The 14,211-nt window shown below is 61.5% G+C and carries 11 protein-coding genes and 1 tRNA gene; 9 read left to right on the top strand and 3 right to left on the bottom strand.

Annotated elements, in window-relative coordinates; all coding sequences use genetic code 11:
• The first annotated feature begins 166 nt into the window (after positions 1-166).
• The 6 genes from GX515_07480 to GX515_07455 all read left to right on the top strand — a co-directional run bounded on the left by GX515_07480 (position 167) and on the right by GX515_07455 (position 6,554).
• Positions 167-394 carry a hypothetical protein gene (locus GX515_07480; GenBank protein ID HHY32845.1) on the top strand — a complete coding sequence of 76 codons (228 nt, stop codon included), beginning with the start codon at positions 167-169 and terminating at the stop codon, positions 392-394.
• Between the two features lie 58 nt (positions 395-452).
• Positions 453-800 carry a hypothetical protein gene (locus tag GX515_07475; GenBank protein HHY32844.1) on the top strand — a complete coding sequence of 116 codons (348 nt, stop codon included), beginning with the start codon at positions 453-455 and terminating at the stop codon, positions 798-800.
• A gap of 748 nt (positions 801-1,548) precedes the next feature.
• Positions 1,549-2,772: a DNA repair exonuclease gene (locus GX515_07470; protein HHY32843.1), complete on the top strand. Its 1,224-nt coding sequence runs from the start codon at positions 1,549-1,551 to the stop codon at positions 2,770-2,772.
• Positions 2,769-5,501: an AAA family ATPase gene (locus GX515_07465; GenBank protein ID HHY32842.1), complete on the top strand. Its 2,733-nt coding sequence runs from the start codon at positions 2,769-2,771 to the stop codon at positions 5,499-5,501. The genes GX515_07470 and GX515_07465 overlap by 4 nt, the downstream gene beginning before the upstream one ends.
• A gap of 186 nt (positions 5,502-5,687) precedes the next feature.
• The gene (locus GX515_07460) at positions 5,688-6,077 is read left to right on the top strand and encodes a hypothetical protein (protein ID HHY32841.1); all 390 of its coding nucleotides are present in this window, start codon (positions 5,688-5,690) and stop codon (positions 6,075-6,077) included.
• A gap of 306 nt (positions 6,078-6,383) precedes the next feature.
• Positions 6,384-6,554 (top strand): hypothetical protein, encoded by a 171-nt coding sequence (locus GX515_07455; protein HHY32840.1) that lies wholly within the window; start codon positions 6,384-6,386, stop codon positions 6,552-6,554.
• Positions 6,555-6,576: 22 nt separating this feature from the next.
• Here GX515_07455 and GX515_07450 read toward each other — a convergent pair.
• From GX515_07450 to GX515_07440, 3 genes are all read right to left on the bottom strand, one after another.
• Positions 6,577-6,664 (bottom strand) — tRNA-Leu (locus GX515_07450).
• A 529-nt stretch (positions 6,665-7,193) separates the two neighbouring features.
• Complete coding sequence (locus tag GX515_07445; protein ID HHY32839.1) at positions 7,194-8,360, bottom strand: carbohydrate ABC transporter substrate-binding protein; 1,167 nt, start codon at positions 8,358-8,360, stop codon at positions 7,194-7,196.
• A 388-nt stretch (positions 8,361-8,748) separates the two neighbouring features.
• A complete protein-coding gene (locus tag GX515_07440; protein HHY32838.1) occupies positions 8,749-9,801 on the bottom strand; it encodes a glycosidase in 1,053 nt (350 codons plus the stop codon).
• Between the two features lie 569 nt (positions 9,802-10,370).
• Between GX515_07440 and GX515_07435 the strand changes: the two genes are divergently transcribed.
• From GX515_07435 to nuoF, 3 genes are all read left to right on the top strand, one after another.
• Complete coding sequence (locus GX515_07435) at positions 10,371-10,925, top strand: helix-turn-helix domain-containing protein (GenBank protein ID HHY32837.1); 555 nt, start codon at positions 10,371-10,373, stop codon at positions 10,923-10,925.
• Positions 10,926-11,344: 419 nt separating this feature from the next.
• A complete protein-coding gene (locus GX515_07430; GenBank protein HHY32836.1) occupies positions 11,345-11,995 on the top strand; it encodes an NAD(P)H-dependent oxidoreductase subunit E in 651 nt (216 codons plus the stop codon).
• A gap of 185 nt (positions 11,996-12,180) precedes the next feature.
• Positions 12,181-14,145: an NADH-quinone oxidoreductase subunit NuoF gene (nuoF, locus tag GX515_07425; protein ID HHY32835.1), complete on the top strand. Its 1,965-nt coding sequence runs from the start codon at positions 12,181-12,183 to the stop codon at positions 14,143-14,145.
• Positions 14,146-14,211: the final 66 nt, after the last annotated feature.

Genomic DNA, 14,211 nt, shown 5'->3' with positions numbered 1-14,211 from the left:
GATGGCCCATCTCCTTTCGCAGCCCGCAGGACTAAGATATCCGACGCAGCAAGCACGGCGAGCCAAGGCGGTTGCCCAACCGCCCCTGCTGTATGCTGTATGGACTCCAGGACGCGTCGCCCCAACCGGACACCAAACGGTGAGCGTCGCCCCCGGGACGTATACCGTGGGTGTTCAGAAGGAGGGCTACGTTCCCCAGGTGAAATCTAGTGTGGTTGTGACGTCCGGCAAGACTACTCAGGTGGACTTCAGCCTGAGAAAGGCGAAGATACTGGTCTACGATGATGGCGAGCACCATTTCGCGACGGAAGCGCTGATGAACCTCGGATACACGTTCACGGAAACCATTGTGGGGAACGCTCGGGTCAACGTCAGGTGCAGCGCCAGACGGTGACGCATATCCGATCTACAGATGGGTGGCGGCGCACCCCATCTTTAGCACGCCGAACGATGTGCCCGACTTCACAGCGCTCTCAGACGCATGGTACGGCGTCGACACATTCCCTGGAGATCCTACGGGCACCGGAATCGCCCTGGCCGGCACGACGGAATCCTCCGAACCGGGCAAGGCAACCATATTCATCGCAAACGCGGGACGCACCATCTTCAATGCATTCCTGTTGGATGATGCCGCGGACGATGCGAATGTGGCCAACGATGTCGACGCCGATGGAAAGGCTGACGCCGTCGAGTACTGGGAGAACCAGATTGTCTATCTCTTGAGCCAGGCCGGGATACGGACTGTCAGGGTCGCCCCCGTTTCCGCGAGGTACAGCGGCTCGGGGCCGAGCAACAGGTAGAAGTAGAAGGCACCTCGACGCGGTGGGGATACACAGATCGCTTGAGAGCCCCCGGGCCTACGGTTGGGGTTCGCGGATGAGCACAGAAGGGCAAGGGCCTGCAGCCCTTGCCCTTCTGGTAACGTGGTCAACGTTATCGAGTCTGTGGTTCCGTATTTCCGAGGAGGTTAGCAAGACTACCGCGAAGTGCTCCGCCCCGACCCGTCCCGACCCGGCGCGGCGACCGGGGCCTGACGGATGTATCCTGCCGCTCGGCGGTCTATATCCCTTCACGCTCCCCGGCATCGATCTCAGCGTGCCTGGTCCAGTTACGCAGCGACTCCCTTGATACCCGATGTCTCTTGCAATCTAAGCCATATGCTTCCCGCTCTCGCGTATCAGGCAGACTGCCTCTGCCCTGAACTGTGGCAGACATGGTGGTTTCGTCTGTGGAATGTGCCCACAAGACCAGATCAAGCCCACCCCGCGCTGTAGTGAAGAGGTCTTCACGTCCAGGCAGGAGCACATCGCGTCGGTCATGTCGTGGGGCCGGCCGTGGACTAACAGCGGTCCCCTGAGCGGTTGCGGATGCCCTTCCAAATAGGCGAAGAATATGGAACTACTGGAAGGATTTCGACACATCGTTGGAGAAGGCCTATGTCCGATTTCATGAAGATGCGTCTATAGCCTGGTGTTTCTCTTGGAGGAGCGCAAGTAGGCGAGTCCACCAAGAAGACGAGTGTATGCGGTTGACGCGGGGGGAGCCCAAATGAAGTTCTTGCACACTGCCGATTGGCAGTTGGGGATGAAGGCAGTCCATGTGGCGGAGGCGGCGGATCAGGTCAGGAAGGCCAGGTTGACCACGGTTGAGCGGATCATGGAGCTCGCCCGCGAGGAAGACGCGGACTTCATCATCGTTGCGGGCGATCTCTTTGAGGACAATCACGTGCATAGAGACCTCGTGGAAGCGGTCGTCCGGTGTCTGTCAGCCTCGCCGACGGATGTGTACATAATCCCCGGAAACCACGACCACTTCGGGGCCGACTCCATCTACCAGTCGAGGCTCTTCGCCAATCTCCCCGAGCACGTACACGTGCTGACTGAGCGAAAGCCCGTGGAGCTTCCGTCCCTCAACTGCGTCCTGTTTCCGTGTCCGGTGACCCAGAAGTTCACCATGATCGACCCTACGGAGTGGATTCCGGAGGAAGGGTATGAGGGCAGGATACGCATAGGTATTGCGCACGGCTCACTCGAAGGCGTCGGTTCGCAGAGAGGTTCGCAGGGTGACAACCCCATCGCCTTAGGCGCTCAGCAGAAGAAGAGGCTGGACTACCTAGCTTTAGGCCATTGGCACAGCGTGCGTCAGTGCTCAGAGAGAGTGTTCTACAGCGGCACCCCTGAACCCACAGCCTTCAACGAAAGAGACAGCGGCAATGTGCTCCTCGTCGAGATAGACGGCCCGGGTGTGCTGCCGAGAGTCCGCTCGAAACCGACAAGGCATCTCACCTGGCTCGAACGTTCCACTGAAGTCCATGAACCATACGATGTCGCCGTTGCTTCCTTGCGCCACGACCTGGAAAGCATCGCGAACCCGGAGCGGACGCTTCTGCGCCTGCACGTGGCGGGCTCTCTCTCGGCAACGGGATATGAGGAGTTGCACAGGGTCGCCGATGCGTTGAGCGGGCGTTTCCTGTACTTCGAGTTGAGAGAAGAGAGGCTGTTACCTGAGGTGTTGACGGGAAGGCTGGAGGAGTTCGCGCGAAGTCACCCAGTCACGGGCGGAGTGTTCGCTGACCTCAGAGCTCTTCTCGCAGACGCGGAGGGCAGGGGCCTTGACGCCGACGCGCAGATGACTGCCACGAGCCTTCCTGAACTCCGCAGGATTGCGGAGGAATCGATTCCGCCGAACGACGAAGAACGCACGCTCGGCAGAGAAGAGATAACGGCAGCGTTGCTTGAGCTGGCGAGAGCGCTCGGGGAGGTGGAAAGATGAGACTGCTGTCCATCGAGGTAAAGGGGTGCAAGTGCTTCAGGAACAGGGTCAGACTCGATGACATGGACCCCGGAATCAACGTGATCTATGGTCCCAACGAGTGCGGGAAGAGCACGCTGATAATGTCCCTCGCCAGGGCTCTCTTCGACAAGTGCACCACCGTCGCCCGGGAGATCGAGGAAATGCGCCCATGGAACACCCGGCTGGCGCCGGAGATCGCCGTGGAACTCGTCCTCGACAAGCAGTACAAGCTAGAGAAGGGCTTTCTCGATAACCCGTATGCCAGACTATACGAGATGACGGATAACGGCTATCAGCTGTTTGCCGACGGCGATCGCGCCGAAGCGGCGATAAGAGAAATGCTCGGCAGCACTCTGCCTGGAAGAGGACCGACCAAGCTCGAGCACTGGGGGATCGCTCGACTCCTGTGGTTTCCCCAGGACCAGCAGCGGTTCAGCAAGCCGACGCTGGAAGGGAGCTTGCAAGATCGGCTGAGCAGCATTCTTGGGGTAACCGGAATCGACGAGACGGAGGCGAAACTCATAGAAACCATAGGGCGCAGGTATGGCGACATATTCACCGAGAAACGCCGCAGCTACAGGGCGGGCTCAGACATCAAGATCCTCATGGACGAGATCGATGAGACTGAGAAGGAGATCCGTGATACCGAGCATAAGTTGCAGGACATCGAAGAAGATGTGGCGCGTCTGGAGCGGTTGGCGACTGATATTCGGGATCTGGAGGAGCGTAAGCGGGACATTGAGAAAGAGCTTGAAGATATCAGCGCGAGTGTAGAGGAAGTCAAGCGGTTACGTGCGGAACTCAAGGTTGCTGAGACGGAGTTGGGGCGGCTCAACGAGAGGCACGCAGCTCTGTACAACGATAGGCAGGCCGTCAGGGACCTCAAGAAGGAGATCGGCCTCAGCGAGCAGGACATAGCCCACTTTGTGAGCGAGCTCAAGAGCGTCGATGATCTGGTGGCGAGCCTGGGACAGCGCGAAGTTGAATTGCGCGAAGAACTCGGTGCCGAGAAGGATCGTCTTGCGGCGGCACGCAACAAGCGAGAACGAAACCAGCAATTGTCCAAGGCTGTGGCGATGGCGGCCGAACTTGGCTCCATCAAGCAGAAGCTGGACAAAGTAGCGGACTTGACCCGGCAGCTTGACGAGGAACGAGAGCGACGCCGGTCGATGCTGGTTGTCAACAAGGGTGACTTGGAGAGAGCGCACAAACTCAACGAGAGCATACGCGACCTCGAGGCCAAGCTGCGCGCCACGGGGCTCACGTTGTCTGTGGAGGCAGAGCAGGAAGTAGACGTCTGCTGCTTTGTGGGAACGGGGAAGACGGAGAAGCAGAGCGCACGCGTTCACAAGGGCGAGAAGGCGGTGTTCGCCGGCGCGACCGAGGCGACACTGCTGATACCTGGAGTGGTTTCCATCAGGGCAACCACGGGTGCCTCGGAGGTTGTGAACACCCAAACCGCTCTTGAAGCCGCCAAGAGAGAATTCCGAGAGCTGCTGGGCAGGTACGGCGTCCGGGATGTGACGGCCCTCGAACAAACGAGGGTCCGGGCGCAGGCGGCGGACGACCGCATCTTACATCTGCAAGAGGCGATAAAGGCCCTTGCCGGTGACAAAGAGGACAAGAGCGGGCTGGAGAAAGCCATCGCGATGATGGAGACCGCTCTCGATCACTTGCTCGAGGAACTTGAAATCGGGAAGGATCAACTGTCCGGCATACAAGTGCAGGAAGACGCGACGCTTAAGAACGAAGTGGCTCGGCTTGAAAAGGCCGTGAACAACCTCGAGACGGAGTTGAAGCGATGCAACGAATCGTTAATCGTTGCGAACAAGAAGAAGGCCGATATCGAAGTTAAGAGGGCAGGTGCGGAGCAGAAGCTGAGCAGTGCCAGACTCAATCTGGAGAGGCTGCTCTTGAAGTACAAAGGCGGGGAGAACGAGCTCGAGGAGATCTATGAGGCTGTCGGCCGCGACATCGATATCCAGAGACAAAAGGTCAACGGGATAAAGGCCAAGCTCCCAGATGAGATGGACGACCCCGAGAAGAAGCAGCAGCGCCTGCAGCGGGCACTCGAGAAGGTCAGCGAGGAACACAAGTCCGCCAGCATGGAAATGGCCAGAGTCGATGAGAGATTGAAGTCCGCTGGCGTGCAGGGGCTGTACTCGCAGAAAGCCCGCCTCGAGGAGAGGCTGGCCGTGAAGAAGCAGCGCTTGCAGCGTGAGAAGACGAGGGCAAAGGCCCTGAGTCTCCTGTGCAGCCTCTTCGAACTGAGACAGGCCAGGAGCAGCGAGGCTCTTGTAAAGCCGGTCGAGGACAAGATCACCGCCTACTTCGCAAGCGTTCGCGGCAAGGGCGGTGCCAGAGTCCGGTTCTCCAAGGACCTGACCCTGGACGACATCGAAGTGGACGGTAACCTCGTGGTGTCCGCGGATCTGTTCTCGGCCGGGGCTCGAGAACAGCTATACGTGGCGGCGCGTCTGGCAGTCGGCGAGATTCTCGCCCAAGACAACAGGTACCTGGTCGTTCTTGACGACGCACTGGTATTCACCGATCGCTACAGGCACGATCGAATGCTCGACCTGATCCAGAACGCGTCCAAGAGGCTCCAGATAGTCATCCTGACGTCGCATGCAGACAAGTTCGACGCGCTGCCCGCGAAGTTGTACGATTTGGAACAGCTGAAGGCAGGGGAAGTCCCTCGTCGTTGAACAGCGCGTGCTGCCGTACGCGGGCTTAGCGGCTGGGCATGGTCCGAGGATCTTAGTACGAGGGTAGGTGGCCTACCGCGGGAGAGCGAGGCTCGTTGGCAGCGGGCGCCGCTGCATGGACTTCGAGGGTTCGGCCATGCAGCTGTGAGACGGGCGACCCATGACAGGAGAAGGGGGGGACGCTTGGTGTCATACTTCGAGCTCGTCAATTCATACGATGAGATCGTTGAGAATGTCCGGCAATTCAACGCTGACTTGTCGAGAGGAGAGCCCGGGATCACCTCCTTGTGCCTATTCCGCCACTGGTATTACATCCCTGAACTAGACGCCTTCGGACCTCGCAAGTTCATCGGGTACAAGAACATGCGCGCAACCCGTTACAACCACGGGCATAGCAAGGACGGAAGGGATACAGAAAAAGTGCTCCCGAGGTGGTTCCTGAAGTTGCCTAGGGAGTCTGGCATCGGCAAGCAGCTCATGAGCAAGCTCTCCAACACCTTGGCGGCATACGGCAAGTCCGTGCGCCGGGACGCGTGTATTCACGTCCCCAAGGAGTGGTTGAAGCACGAGAAATGACGGCAAGACCGAGCGCAGGCGCACGATTGGGCCATTGCCCTGGGGGCTTGAGCGCAGTCCCACGATTCAGGCGTAGCTCCGCCACCAACTCCGCGCTTCGGTCACCTCACCGGGAAAGCAGTAAGGCGGATATGCGAGATAGCGAAGGCACGAACATCGACGTGCGTCGTTTGTAATCGACGTATCGCTGGCCGAATTCCTTCTTCATATCTTGCTCCTCTTTTCGCGCGAGGCGATTACACCACTGCCAAGGTTGGCCACATGATCAACAGCGGCAGTGTCGCCCACTCGAGAAGCATTCCGAGCGTGATGAGAAAAAAAGACGAACCCTGCATAGACTCCTGCGGGCTTGACTTGGCTCTTGCGATAGAACGAGACGAAGGCGCTGACACAGGCAGTCAAGTGAAGGGCTTGCCGAAGCCTTCGTTTTCAAGAGCGGGCCTGGTGTTCGGTCCCGAGGAGGCCATCGGCTCGTGAAAGTGCAGCCCATAGAAATGATTGGTGCCGAAGCGGGGATTTGAACCCCGACGGGCGCAATGCCCACTAGACCCTGAATCTAGCGCGTCTGCCATTTCCGCCACTTCGGCACTGATTCTGCTGGGACCCCGGTCCTGACTGCGCTCTGCAGCCCTGCGGTCGCCCACACGAGGGAGGGCCGTCGCCGTCCTTGCGCGGCGCGCCGCACCGGGCCCCGTATTAGGCTGTTGAGGTATCCACGCGTGGGAGCGGATGTAAGCTCTCTGGCCCGCGCACCCTGATAATAGCAGAGCATAGGCCGCGTGTCAAGGCCAGCCCGAGGACGAGTGCGCGTGGCGGGCCCGCGGTCATCCGCGGCTCATATGCGACGAGCCCGCGTCAACCCATGCGGCGGCCTCCGTTTCCTTTCGTGGCCCGCCCCTCGTTTCGTCCCGTGCGGTCTCGCGTCGTCTCTCCCGTTACATTGGCTCATCCGTTGCGTCGACTCGCGGCGCCGCGCAACATGTCACGAGATGTGGCACGGGCACGGCCGCCGCGCGCCTTCCGTCGCGTGCCTGCGACCGCGCCCGTACTCACCAGGTTTCGAGCCGACCGCTCGAAGTCGAGGCATTGCCGAGATCTCGCGCCACGGATACAGCCCTACTTGTTCGCCGAGGCTTTCCGCTCGAGGGTTTCGAGGACCTCCGAGGCGCGTTCAGGTCTCACCCAGAGCAGCTTCAGCTGATCCCAGAATGTGGCCTGGAACTCGCCGCCCACGGTGTCATCGAGATCTGCGAGGGCCACTCGACCTTGGAGGAGCTGGGCCACTTCCTTGTCCACGGGCGGGTATGAGTCGAGGTCCACGCGGGCGTAGGTGGCGATGTGCCCGCCCTTCGAGACCTGGATTTCCTGTCCCTTGGTGGCGAGGAATTTGAGGAGTGCCTTCGCCTCTTCCGGATACTTGGTATATGCGGGCACGAACGCGAAATCAGGTGCGAACACGATTCCCCTCGCGCCCGGGAGCGAGAACACACCGAGGTCGCTCGGGTCCTCTACCATGCCGGTTATCCAGCTTCCCATGAAGTAGAGGCCGTAGTTGCCTTGCCACCAGAGCTCGAGGGCCTGCGTCCATTCGATGGGCTCGCTGAACCGTTTGGCCTGGAGGAGCGGGACGAGCCTTCCCTCGAAGATGCCCTTGACCACGGGGTCAGTCCACGCTATCGTGCCGGCAGTGAGCTCCTTGTGGAGCTGCGGGCCGCCGAAGGTAGCGATGAAGTGCTCGGTGACGTCTGACAACGGCCAGCCGACGCCGTCCCCGCTCGCTATGGGCGCCTTGATGCCGGGGATCTGCGAGATCTTGTCAAGCAGCTTGTTGAACTCCTCCCACGTAGTGGGGACCCTAAGCCCGTGCTTCTTGAAGAACGACTTGCGATACCAGAATCCTGGCTTGACCTTGCCGGTATACACACCACCGTAGAGCTTCCCACCGGATTTCACGGGGTCCAGGGCGCCAGGCAGGAAGTCCTCGTCGCGCAGAAGTCCGGTGACGTCGAGCACGTGCCCTTCTTCACCCTGTTTCGTGATGAACCATGCCCACATGAAGATGACATCGCCCGGCGCCGTCTTGGCGGCAAACTGCGCTGGCAACTGGGCTGCGAGGTCCTCAGCCCTGTAGATACGGTAGTCGACCTTGATGCCAGTCTCTTTCTCGAATGCCTGCAAGACCGGGAGGAATGCTTCCATCTCAGGACCGGACCAGCCAGATATGCATGTCAGCGTCTTGCTGGCCGCGGCAGAGACGGTTAAGGTCCCCAAAAGCAGCACCATCAGTACGCCAAACGCGACCTTCCTGAACATTCGTCATAGGCCTCCTCCCACCGTGGATTTCGATAACCTCTTCGAAATCGCGCGTCACTGCATGCCTAGTCCGTGTGCAACCGCCAACGTTTCAGCCCTATCGCGACACCACCCCCTGGCCCCATTCGTCTTGTCATCCGCACGACGTATCCAAACGACCTGGTTGTCGTCCGCGGCCCCGGACGCTCACCCTACGTTCAGCACCGACATGTGCAACCGGTTGAACGCACCCGCAGGGAACTGCCTCTAGCGAGGGCGCTTCATTGCGCGGCAGCTGTCGCCGCTGTTGCGCAATCGGTTGCACATCCCACTGCTAAGAATTCGCAACACTCGCGGAAAATCCTTCTTTTCTTGCGGATTACCGGAGGGAATCCACTAGTTCGTCCAGCCCGATCTCAGCCAGTGCAACCACATGGTCCGCGGCCCCGTAATAAACGAGTACCCGGCCGTCTGCACGGCAGGTGGCCCCGCAAGCGAATACGACGTTGGGATAGAAACCGTGTGTTTCGTAAGGGGCTTTGGGGGATAGGAAGGGCTCGTGCGATCGGGCGATGATCCTGGTGGGGTCGTCGAGGTCCAGGAGCAAGGCTCCGAGGGAGTACGCGTTGGTCCCGGGGGCCGCGCCGTGGTATATGGCGAGCCAACCGTGGGGCGTCTTGAGCGGAGGCGCGCCCGCCCCAATGCGCGCGCCGTCCCAGGCGCCGCGACGCGTGCCTGCGAGGAACCGATGGTCGCCCCAGTGCATCAGATCATCCGAGAAGGCTAGCCATATCCCGGATGATCCGAACGGTTCCGAATTCGGCCGGTGCATCATCACATAGCGTCCGCCTATCTTTTCGGGAAACAGAGCAACGTTCCTGTTCTCGGGGGGAAGGACGATCCCGAGGCGCCTGAATTCGGCGAAGTCACGGGTCTCAGCGAGCTCTACGCACACCCCGTGTTCTGAGACCGCCGAGAAGCTCACGATGAAGCGGCCGTCGGGGATTCGGGTGATTCGTGGGTCCTCGACGCCGTACGTTTCATACGGCGTGGCTGGGGCGAGCGCGGGACGCCTGTCTACCTGAAAACGACACCCGTCCCGGCTTCTCGCGATGCGTAGGTGCGACACCGATGTCAGGTACACCCGCCCCCTGTGCACCACCAGCCTCGGGTCCGACGCGTCTACATCCGGCGAGCTTCGGGGCAAGCTCACGACGCGCACCTCGCGGGAAGCCGGGTCGACGACGGGGACGCTCACGTAGCGGGGGTCGGTTTCCCGGGCCGCCTCTGCGACCCGCATCAGGAGAATCGTCTCTTCTCCTACCTGCGCCACTGCCGGGTTGAAGACCCCCACGACTTTCAGCGCTTCGGAACTTGGCGCGACATCGTCGGGACGGATGATGGGGTTGTGCTTGTATCGGGTAGCCTCCATAGAAACCTCCCACGGCAACCTCTCCGGGATTGGATATAACGATATGAACGACGCGGGCTCTCGAGAACCCAGACCAGTCGGGGGAGACAAGTCCGCGCGAATGACACATTCAACGCCCGTCTGCGGAACCCTCCCGGCGGACCACGAGGATGAGGTATCCTCCGGGCATCCTTGCATTTCGACCACGCTGGATCGGGCCGAGCGTGCCGTGCTGCGGGTGCCATCGTGTAAATTCCGAAACCACTACTTGACATTTGTGAAGTAGCGCTCTATAGTCGTAGTGGAGGGTTCTACATAGGGTAGCAGACCTATCCTGGTACGCACTTTGAGAAACGATGCTTGCACCATCGGTCTCCTCAGCGGTGCAGCGCCCTGTGACGGGACCCTGTGTTTGCCCCAGCCGGGCGATTCGTGCGAGCCGTTCGTGCGAGCGATTCGCGGGAGCGGGTGCCCGACGGCGACGCCGCACGGTCCGGAAGGGCGCGGCGACCAGCCCGCGGATAGGCACGGATAGGCCTGCCGGACATCGGAGCCGAGCCACACGTGTGGCATCATGGGAGGGTGATCCTATGGACTTCGGAGAGCGACTGAGGAGGATGCGGACGAACGCCGGCATCAGCGCGAAAGCCCTCGCGGAAAAGGTGGGAGTGTCGCCAAGCTTCATTTACCAGCTCGAGCGAAACGAGGCCACCCCGTCCTTTTCTACGCTGAAGCGCATCGCTGCCGTTCTCGGAACCGGCGTGTCGATGCTCACGGACGACGAGTTTCCGGAGGAATGGGTGGTGGTGCGCAAGAACGGGCGGCGGAATCTCGTCACGGAATGCGAAGGTGTGAAAATCGAGCTCTTTGCGTTCCTTGGCTCGCGCAGCAAGCGGATGCAGGCGTGTGTCGTCTGTCTCGAGCCTCGGGCCAGCTATTCTACGGAGAACTTCGTTTACACCCATGAGAGGGACGATTTCTTGTACGTGCTCGAAGGCGCTATCGAGGTGTCGAGCGGAGGGAAATGGTACCAGCTGGGACCTGGCGACGCCGCGCACTTCTCCATCCATAGTCTGGACGGCCTCCGCAATACAGACAACGTGCCCGCCGCGGCTCTGTGGGTGGTCTCACCCTCAGGAGTATGAGGGCACAGAGAGAAACAGCGCGGCTGCGGGTCACGACGTCGAGGCCGTGGCGGGCCTGCGGCCTGCGGTATGCCGGTAGCGAGCAGCGGTGCGCGTCGCGAGGCCCGGCAGACCGGGCCATCGGCACGGCTAGGAGACTGCGAGGCGGGCTTCGACAGTTGATGCGTCGCGGGTTCACTCAGCCTGTGGGCTGGCTCGAGCGCCGGGAGATGGGTGATTCGGCCTGGCGGACGCGTGCTCATGCCGAACTTTGTGCGCGGTTTCACAAATACGGGATCGCAGCTTGGGATGTGACCCGGTGTCCGGGTTCTTGAAGAGCCCAGGCTGAAGATGCGGGTGCAGAGGTTCAGGGTTTCAGGTAAGGGTTCGGATCTCGGGTGGGGTTTGGAAAGAACGTGAATGGTCCGGAGGTGGCGCTTATGCCAGCAGCGCAAAAAGAGGCGTTTCAGCGCAAGTTTGACAAGGTCAACAGCATCATCGAAAGGCACGGCGGCAAGGTATCCAACCTGATAGCCATCCTCCAGGAGATCCAGTCGGAGTACCGGTATCTTCCCGAGGAAGTGCTGACGTACGTCGCGACGGCGCTGGGGATCCCCCCCGCGACCGTGTACGGGGTCGCCACGTTTTATGCGCAGTTTTCTCTGAAGCCCAAAGGCAAATACGTCATCAAGGTGTGCGACGGGACCGCGTGTCACGTGCGGGGCTCCGAGAAGCTGCGCTACGTGATCCGCGAGAAACTGGGCCTCGACGAGTCCAAGGACACTACAGACGATCTCAAGTTCACCGTGGAAACGGTGTCGTGCATCGGAGCTTGCGGGCTGGCGCCGGTTGTGATGGTGAACGATCGCGACGTATACGGTCAGCTTACTCCGGAGGCGCTTTCGATAGTCCTTGACCAGCTAATAGCGAAGGAGAAAACGAGCGACGCAGGTGGGGACGGTCCAGCTGGGCACGGTACGGCAGGTAACAAGTCGCCCGCGAGTAACGCGGCGGGGAACGACGTGACCCGGGGCGATGCGACCCGGGACAGCGCAGCCCGGGACGGCAGAGAAGAGGGGGGTCGGAGATGACGGTGCGGCTCAACACGCCACAGGACGTAGAGTCGTATGCAAATGACATGAAGACAGCACTCGACCGCCAGAGGGTGCGCGCCCTCGTGTGCGCGGGAACCGGGTGTCTGGCTAACGGTTCACTTAAGGTGTACGAGAAGCTCAAGGACGCGGTCAGGGAGAGAGGCCTCCTGGTCGAGCTCGACATGGTGCTAGATGCGTGCAAGACCGAGAGCGTGAGCGCACCCGAGGAGAGCGCACCCGAGGGAAGCACGCCCGAGGGGAGCACGGACGAGGGGAGCACGCACGGCGTGTCCGGCGAGGAATCATGCGCCGACGGTCGCACGGGCCCGGCCCGCGGTGCGTCCACATCTACCGCTGCGGATGCGCCCGCGCCTCAAGCCGGCGTCGCGCCCGCTGCCTCAGCTGGAGCGGCGTCCACGCCTGCGAGCGGAGCTGCGTCCGCGCATACGGCCACCTCCGCGTCTACGTCCGCCGGGGTGGGCGTATCCATCAGCGGCTGCCACGGGTTCTGCCAGATGGGCCCGCTCGTCCGGATTGAACCGCAAGGCATCCTTTATGTGAAAGTAAAGCCCGAGGACGTGGACGAGATCGTCGAGAAGACCCTCGTCCGGGGCGAGGTAGTCGAACGGCTCCTGTACCACGACCCGAGCACCGGCGAGCCCGCCCGCACGGAGGACTCGATCCCGTTCTACCGTAGGCAGGTGCGGGTGGTCCTGGCGAACTGCGGGCGCATGAACCCGGAGGACATCCGGGAGGCCATCGCCCACGGCGGGTACCAGGCCATTGCGCGTATCCTCAGGGAGATGACGCCGGAGCAGGTGATCGACACGGTGAGCGCGTCGGGCCTTCGAGGACGCGGCGGAGCCGGGTTCCCAACCGGGCGCAAGTGGACTTTCGCGCGCGCGGCGGTCTCCGACAAGAAGTACGTGATCTGCAACGGTGACGAGGGCGATCCTGGCGCGTTCATGGATCGCAGCGTCATGGAGGGCGACCCACACAAGGTCATAGAGGGCCTGATGATAGCGGCGTACGCCATCGGCGCCGACGAGGGATTCATATACGTGAGGGCGGAGTACCCCGTCGCCGTGAGCCGCCTCAAGAAGGCGGTCGCGCAGGCGCGAGAGCACGGCCTGCTCGGGCGGAACATCCTCGGGAGCAGCTTCTCGTTCGACATAACGATCAAGGAGGGCGCAGGGGCGTTCGTGTGCGGCGAGGAGACCGCGCTCATCTCGTCGATCGAGGGCAGGCGCGGAATGCCGAGCCCAAGGCCTCCGTATCCCGCGACGAGCGGCCTCTTCGGGAAGCCGACCGTCATCAACAACGTGGAGACGTTGGCTAACCTGCCCGCCATCATCACGAAAGGGCCGGAGTGGTTCAGGTCGTACGGCACCCCGAAGAGCCCGGGCACGAAGACCTTCGCCCTCGCGGGACAGGTGGCCAACACCGGCCTCGTCGAGATCCCCATGGGGCTTCCCTTGCGGGACCTCATCTTCGACATCGGGGGCGGCATAAGGGGCGGCAGGAAGTTCAAGGCCGTCCAGATAGGCGGCCCTTCGGGCGGTTGCCTCGGCGAGGAGCACCTTGACGTGGGCCTCGACTATGAGTCGCTGGCGAAGGTCGGCGCCATGGTCGGTTCGGGCGGCATGGTCGTCATGGACGATACCGCGTGCATGGTGGAGGTCGCGCGGTTCTTCATGAAGTTCACTCAGAGCGAGTCGTGCGGGAAGTGTGTCCCGTGTCGCGAGGGCACGAGACAGATGCTCGCGCTCCTCACGAAGATCACCAAGGGCGAGGGGACGCCTGAGGATGTGGACCTCCTCCGGGAACTGGCGCTTGCGGTGAAGGACGGCTCGCTGTGCGGGCTAGGCAAGACTGCTCCGAACCCTGTGCTGACAACGCTCAGGTACTTCCGGAAGGAGTACGATGCCCACGTCGTCCAAAAGCGCTGTCCGGCCGGGGCGTGCCAGGCTCTGCGAGCGTATTCCATTGACGCCTCGAAGTGCCGCGGGTGCACCTTGTGCGCGAAGGTTTGCCCCGTGGGGGCCATTTCTGGTGAGCGGGGCAAGCCCCACGCGATTGATCCTGAGAAGTGCATCAAGTGTGGGACGTGTGCTGAGAAATGCAGGTTCGGCGCCATACGCGCCTAGCCCCGGACGGCTGAGCACATCGCCCAACCCTAGCGCGGTCAAGGGCCGTGGGGTTAGTCGCGGGAG

The organism is Bacillota bacterium (assembly GCA_012842395.1).
Taxonomy (GTDB): domain Bacteria; phylum Bacillota; class SHA-98; order UBA4971; family UBA4971; genus UBA6256.
Note: the sequence above shows the minus strand (reverse complement) of the source record. Positions and strands in the feature narration are given on the sequence as shown.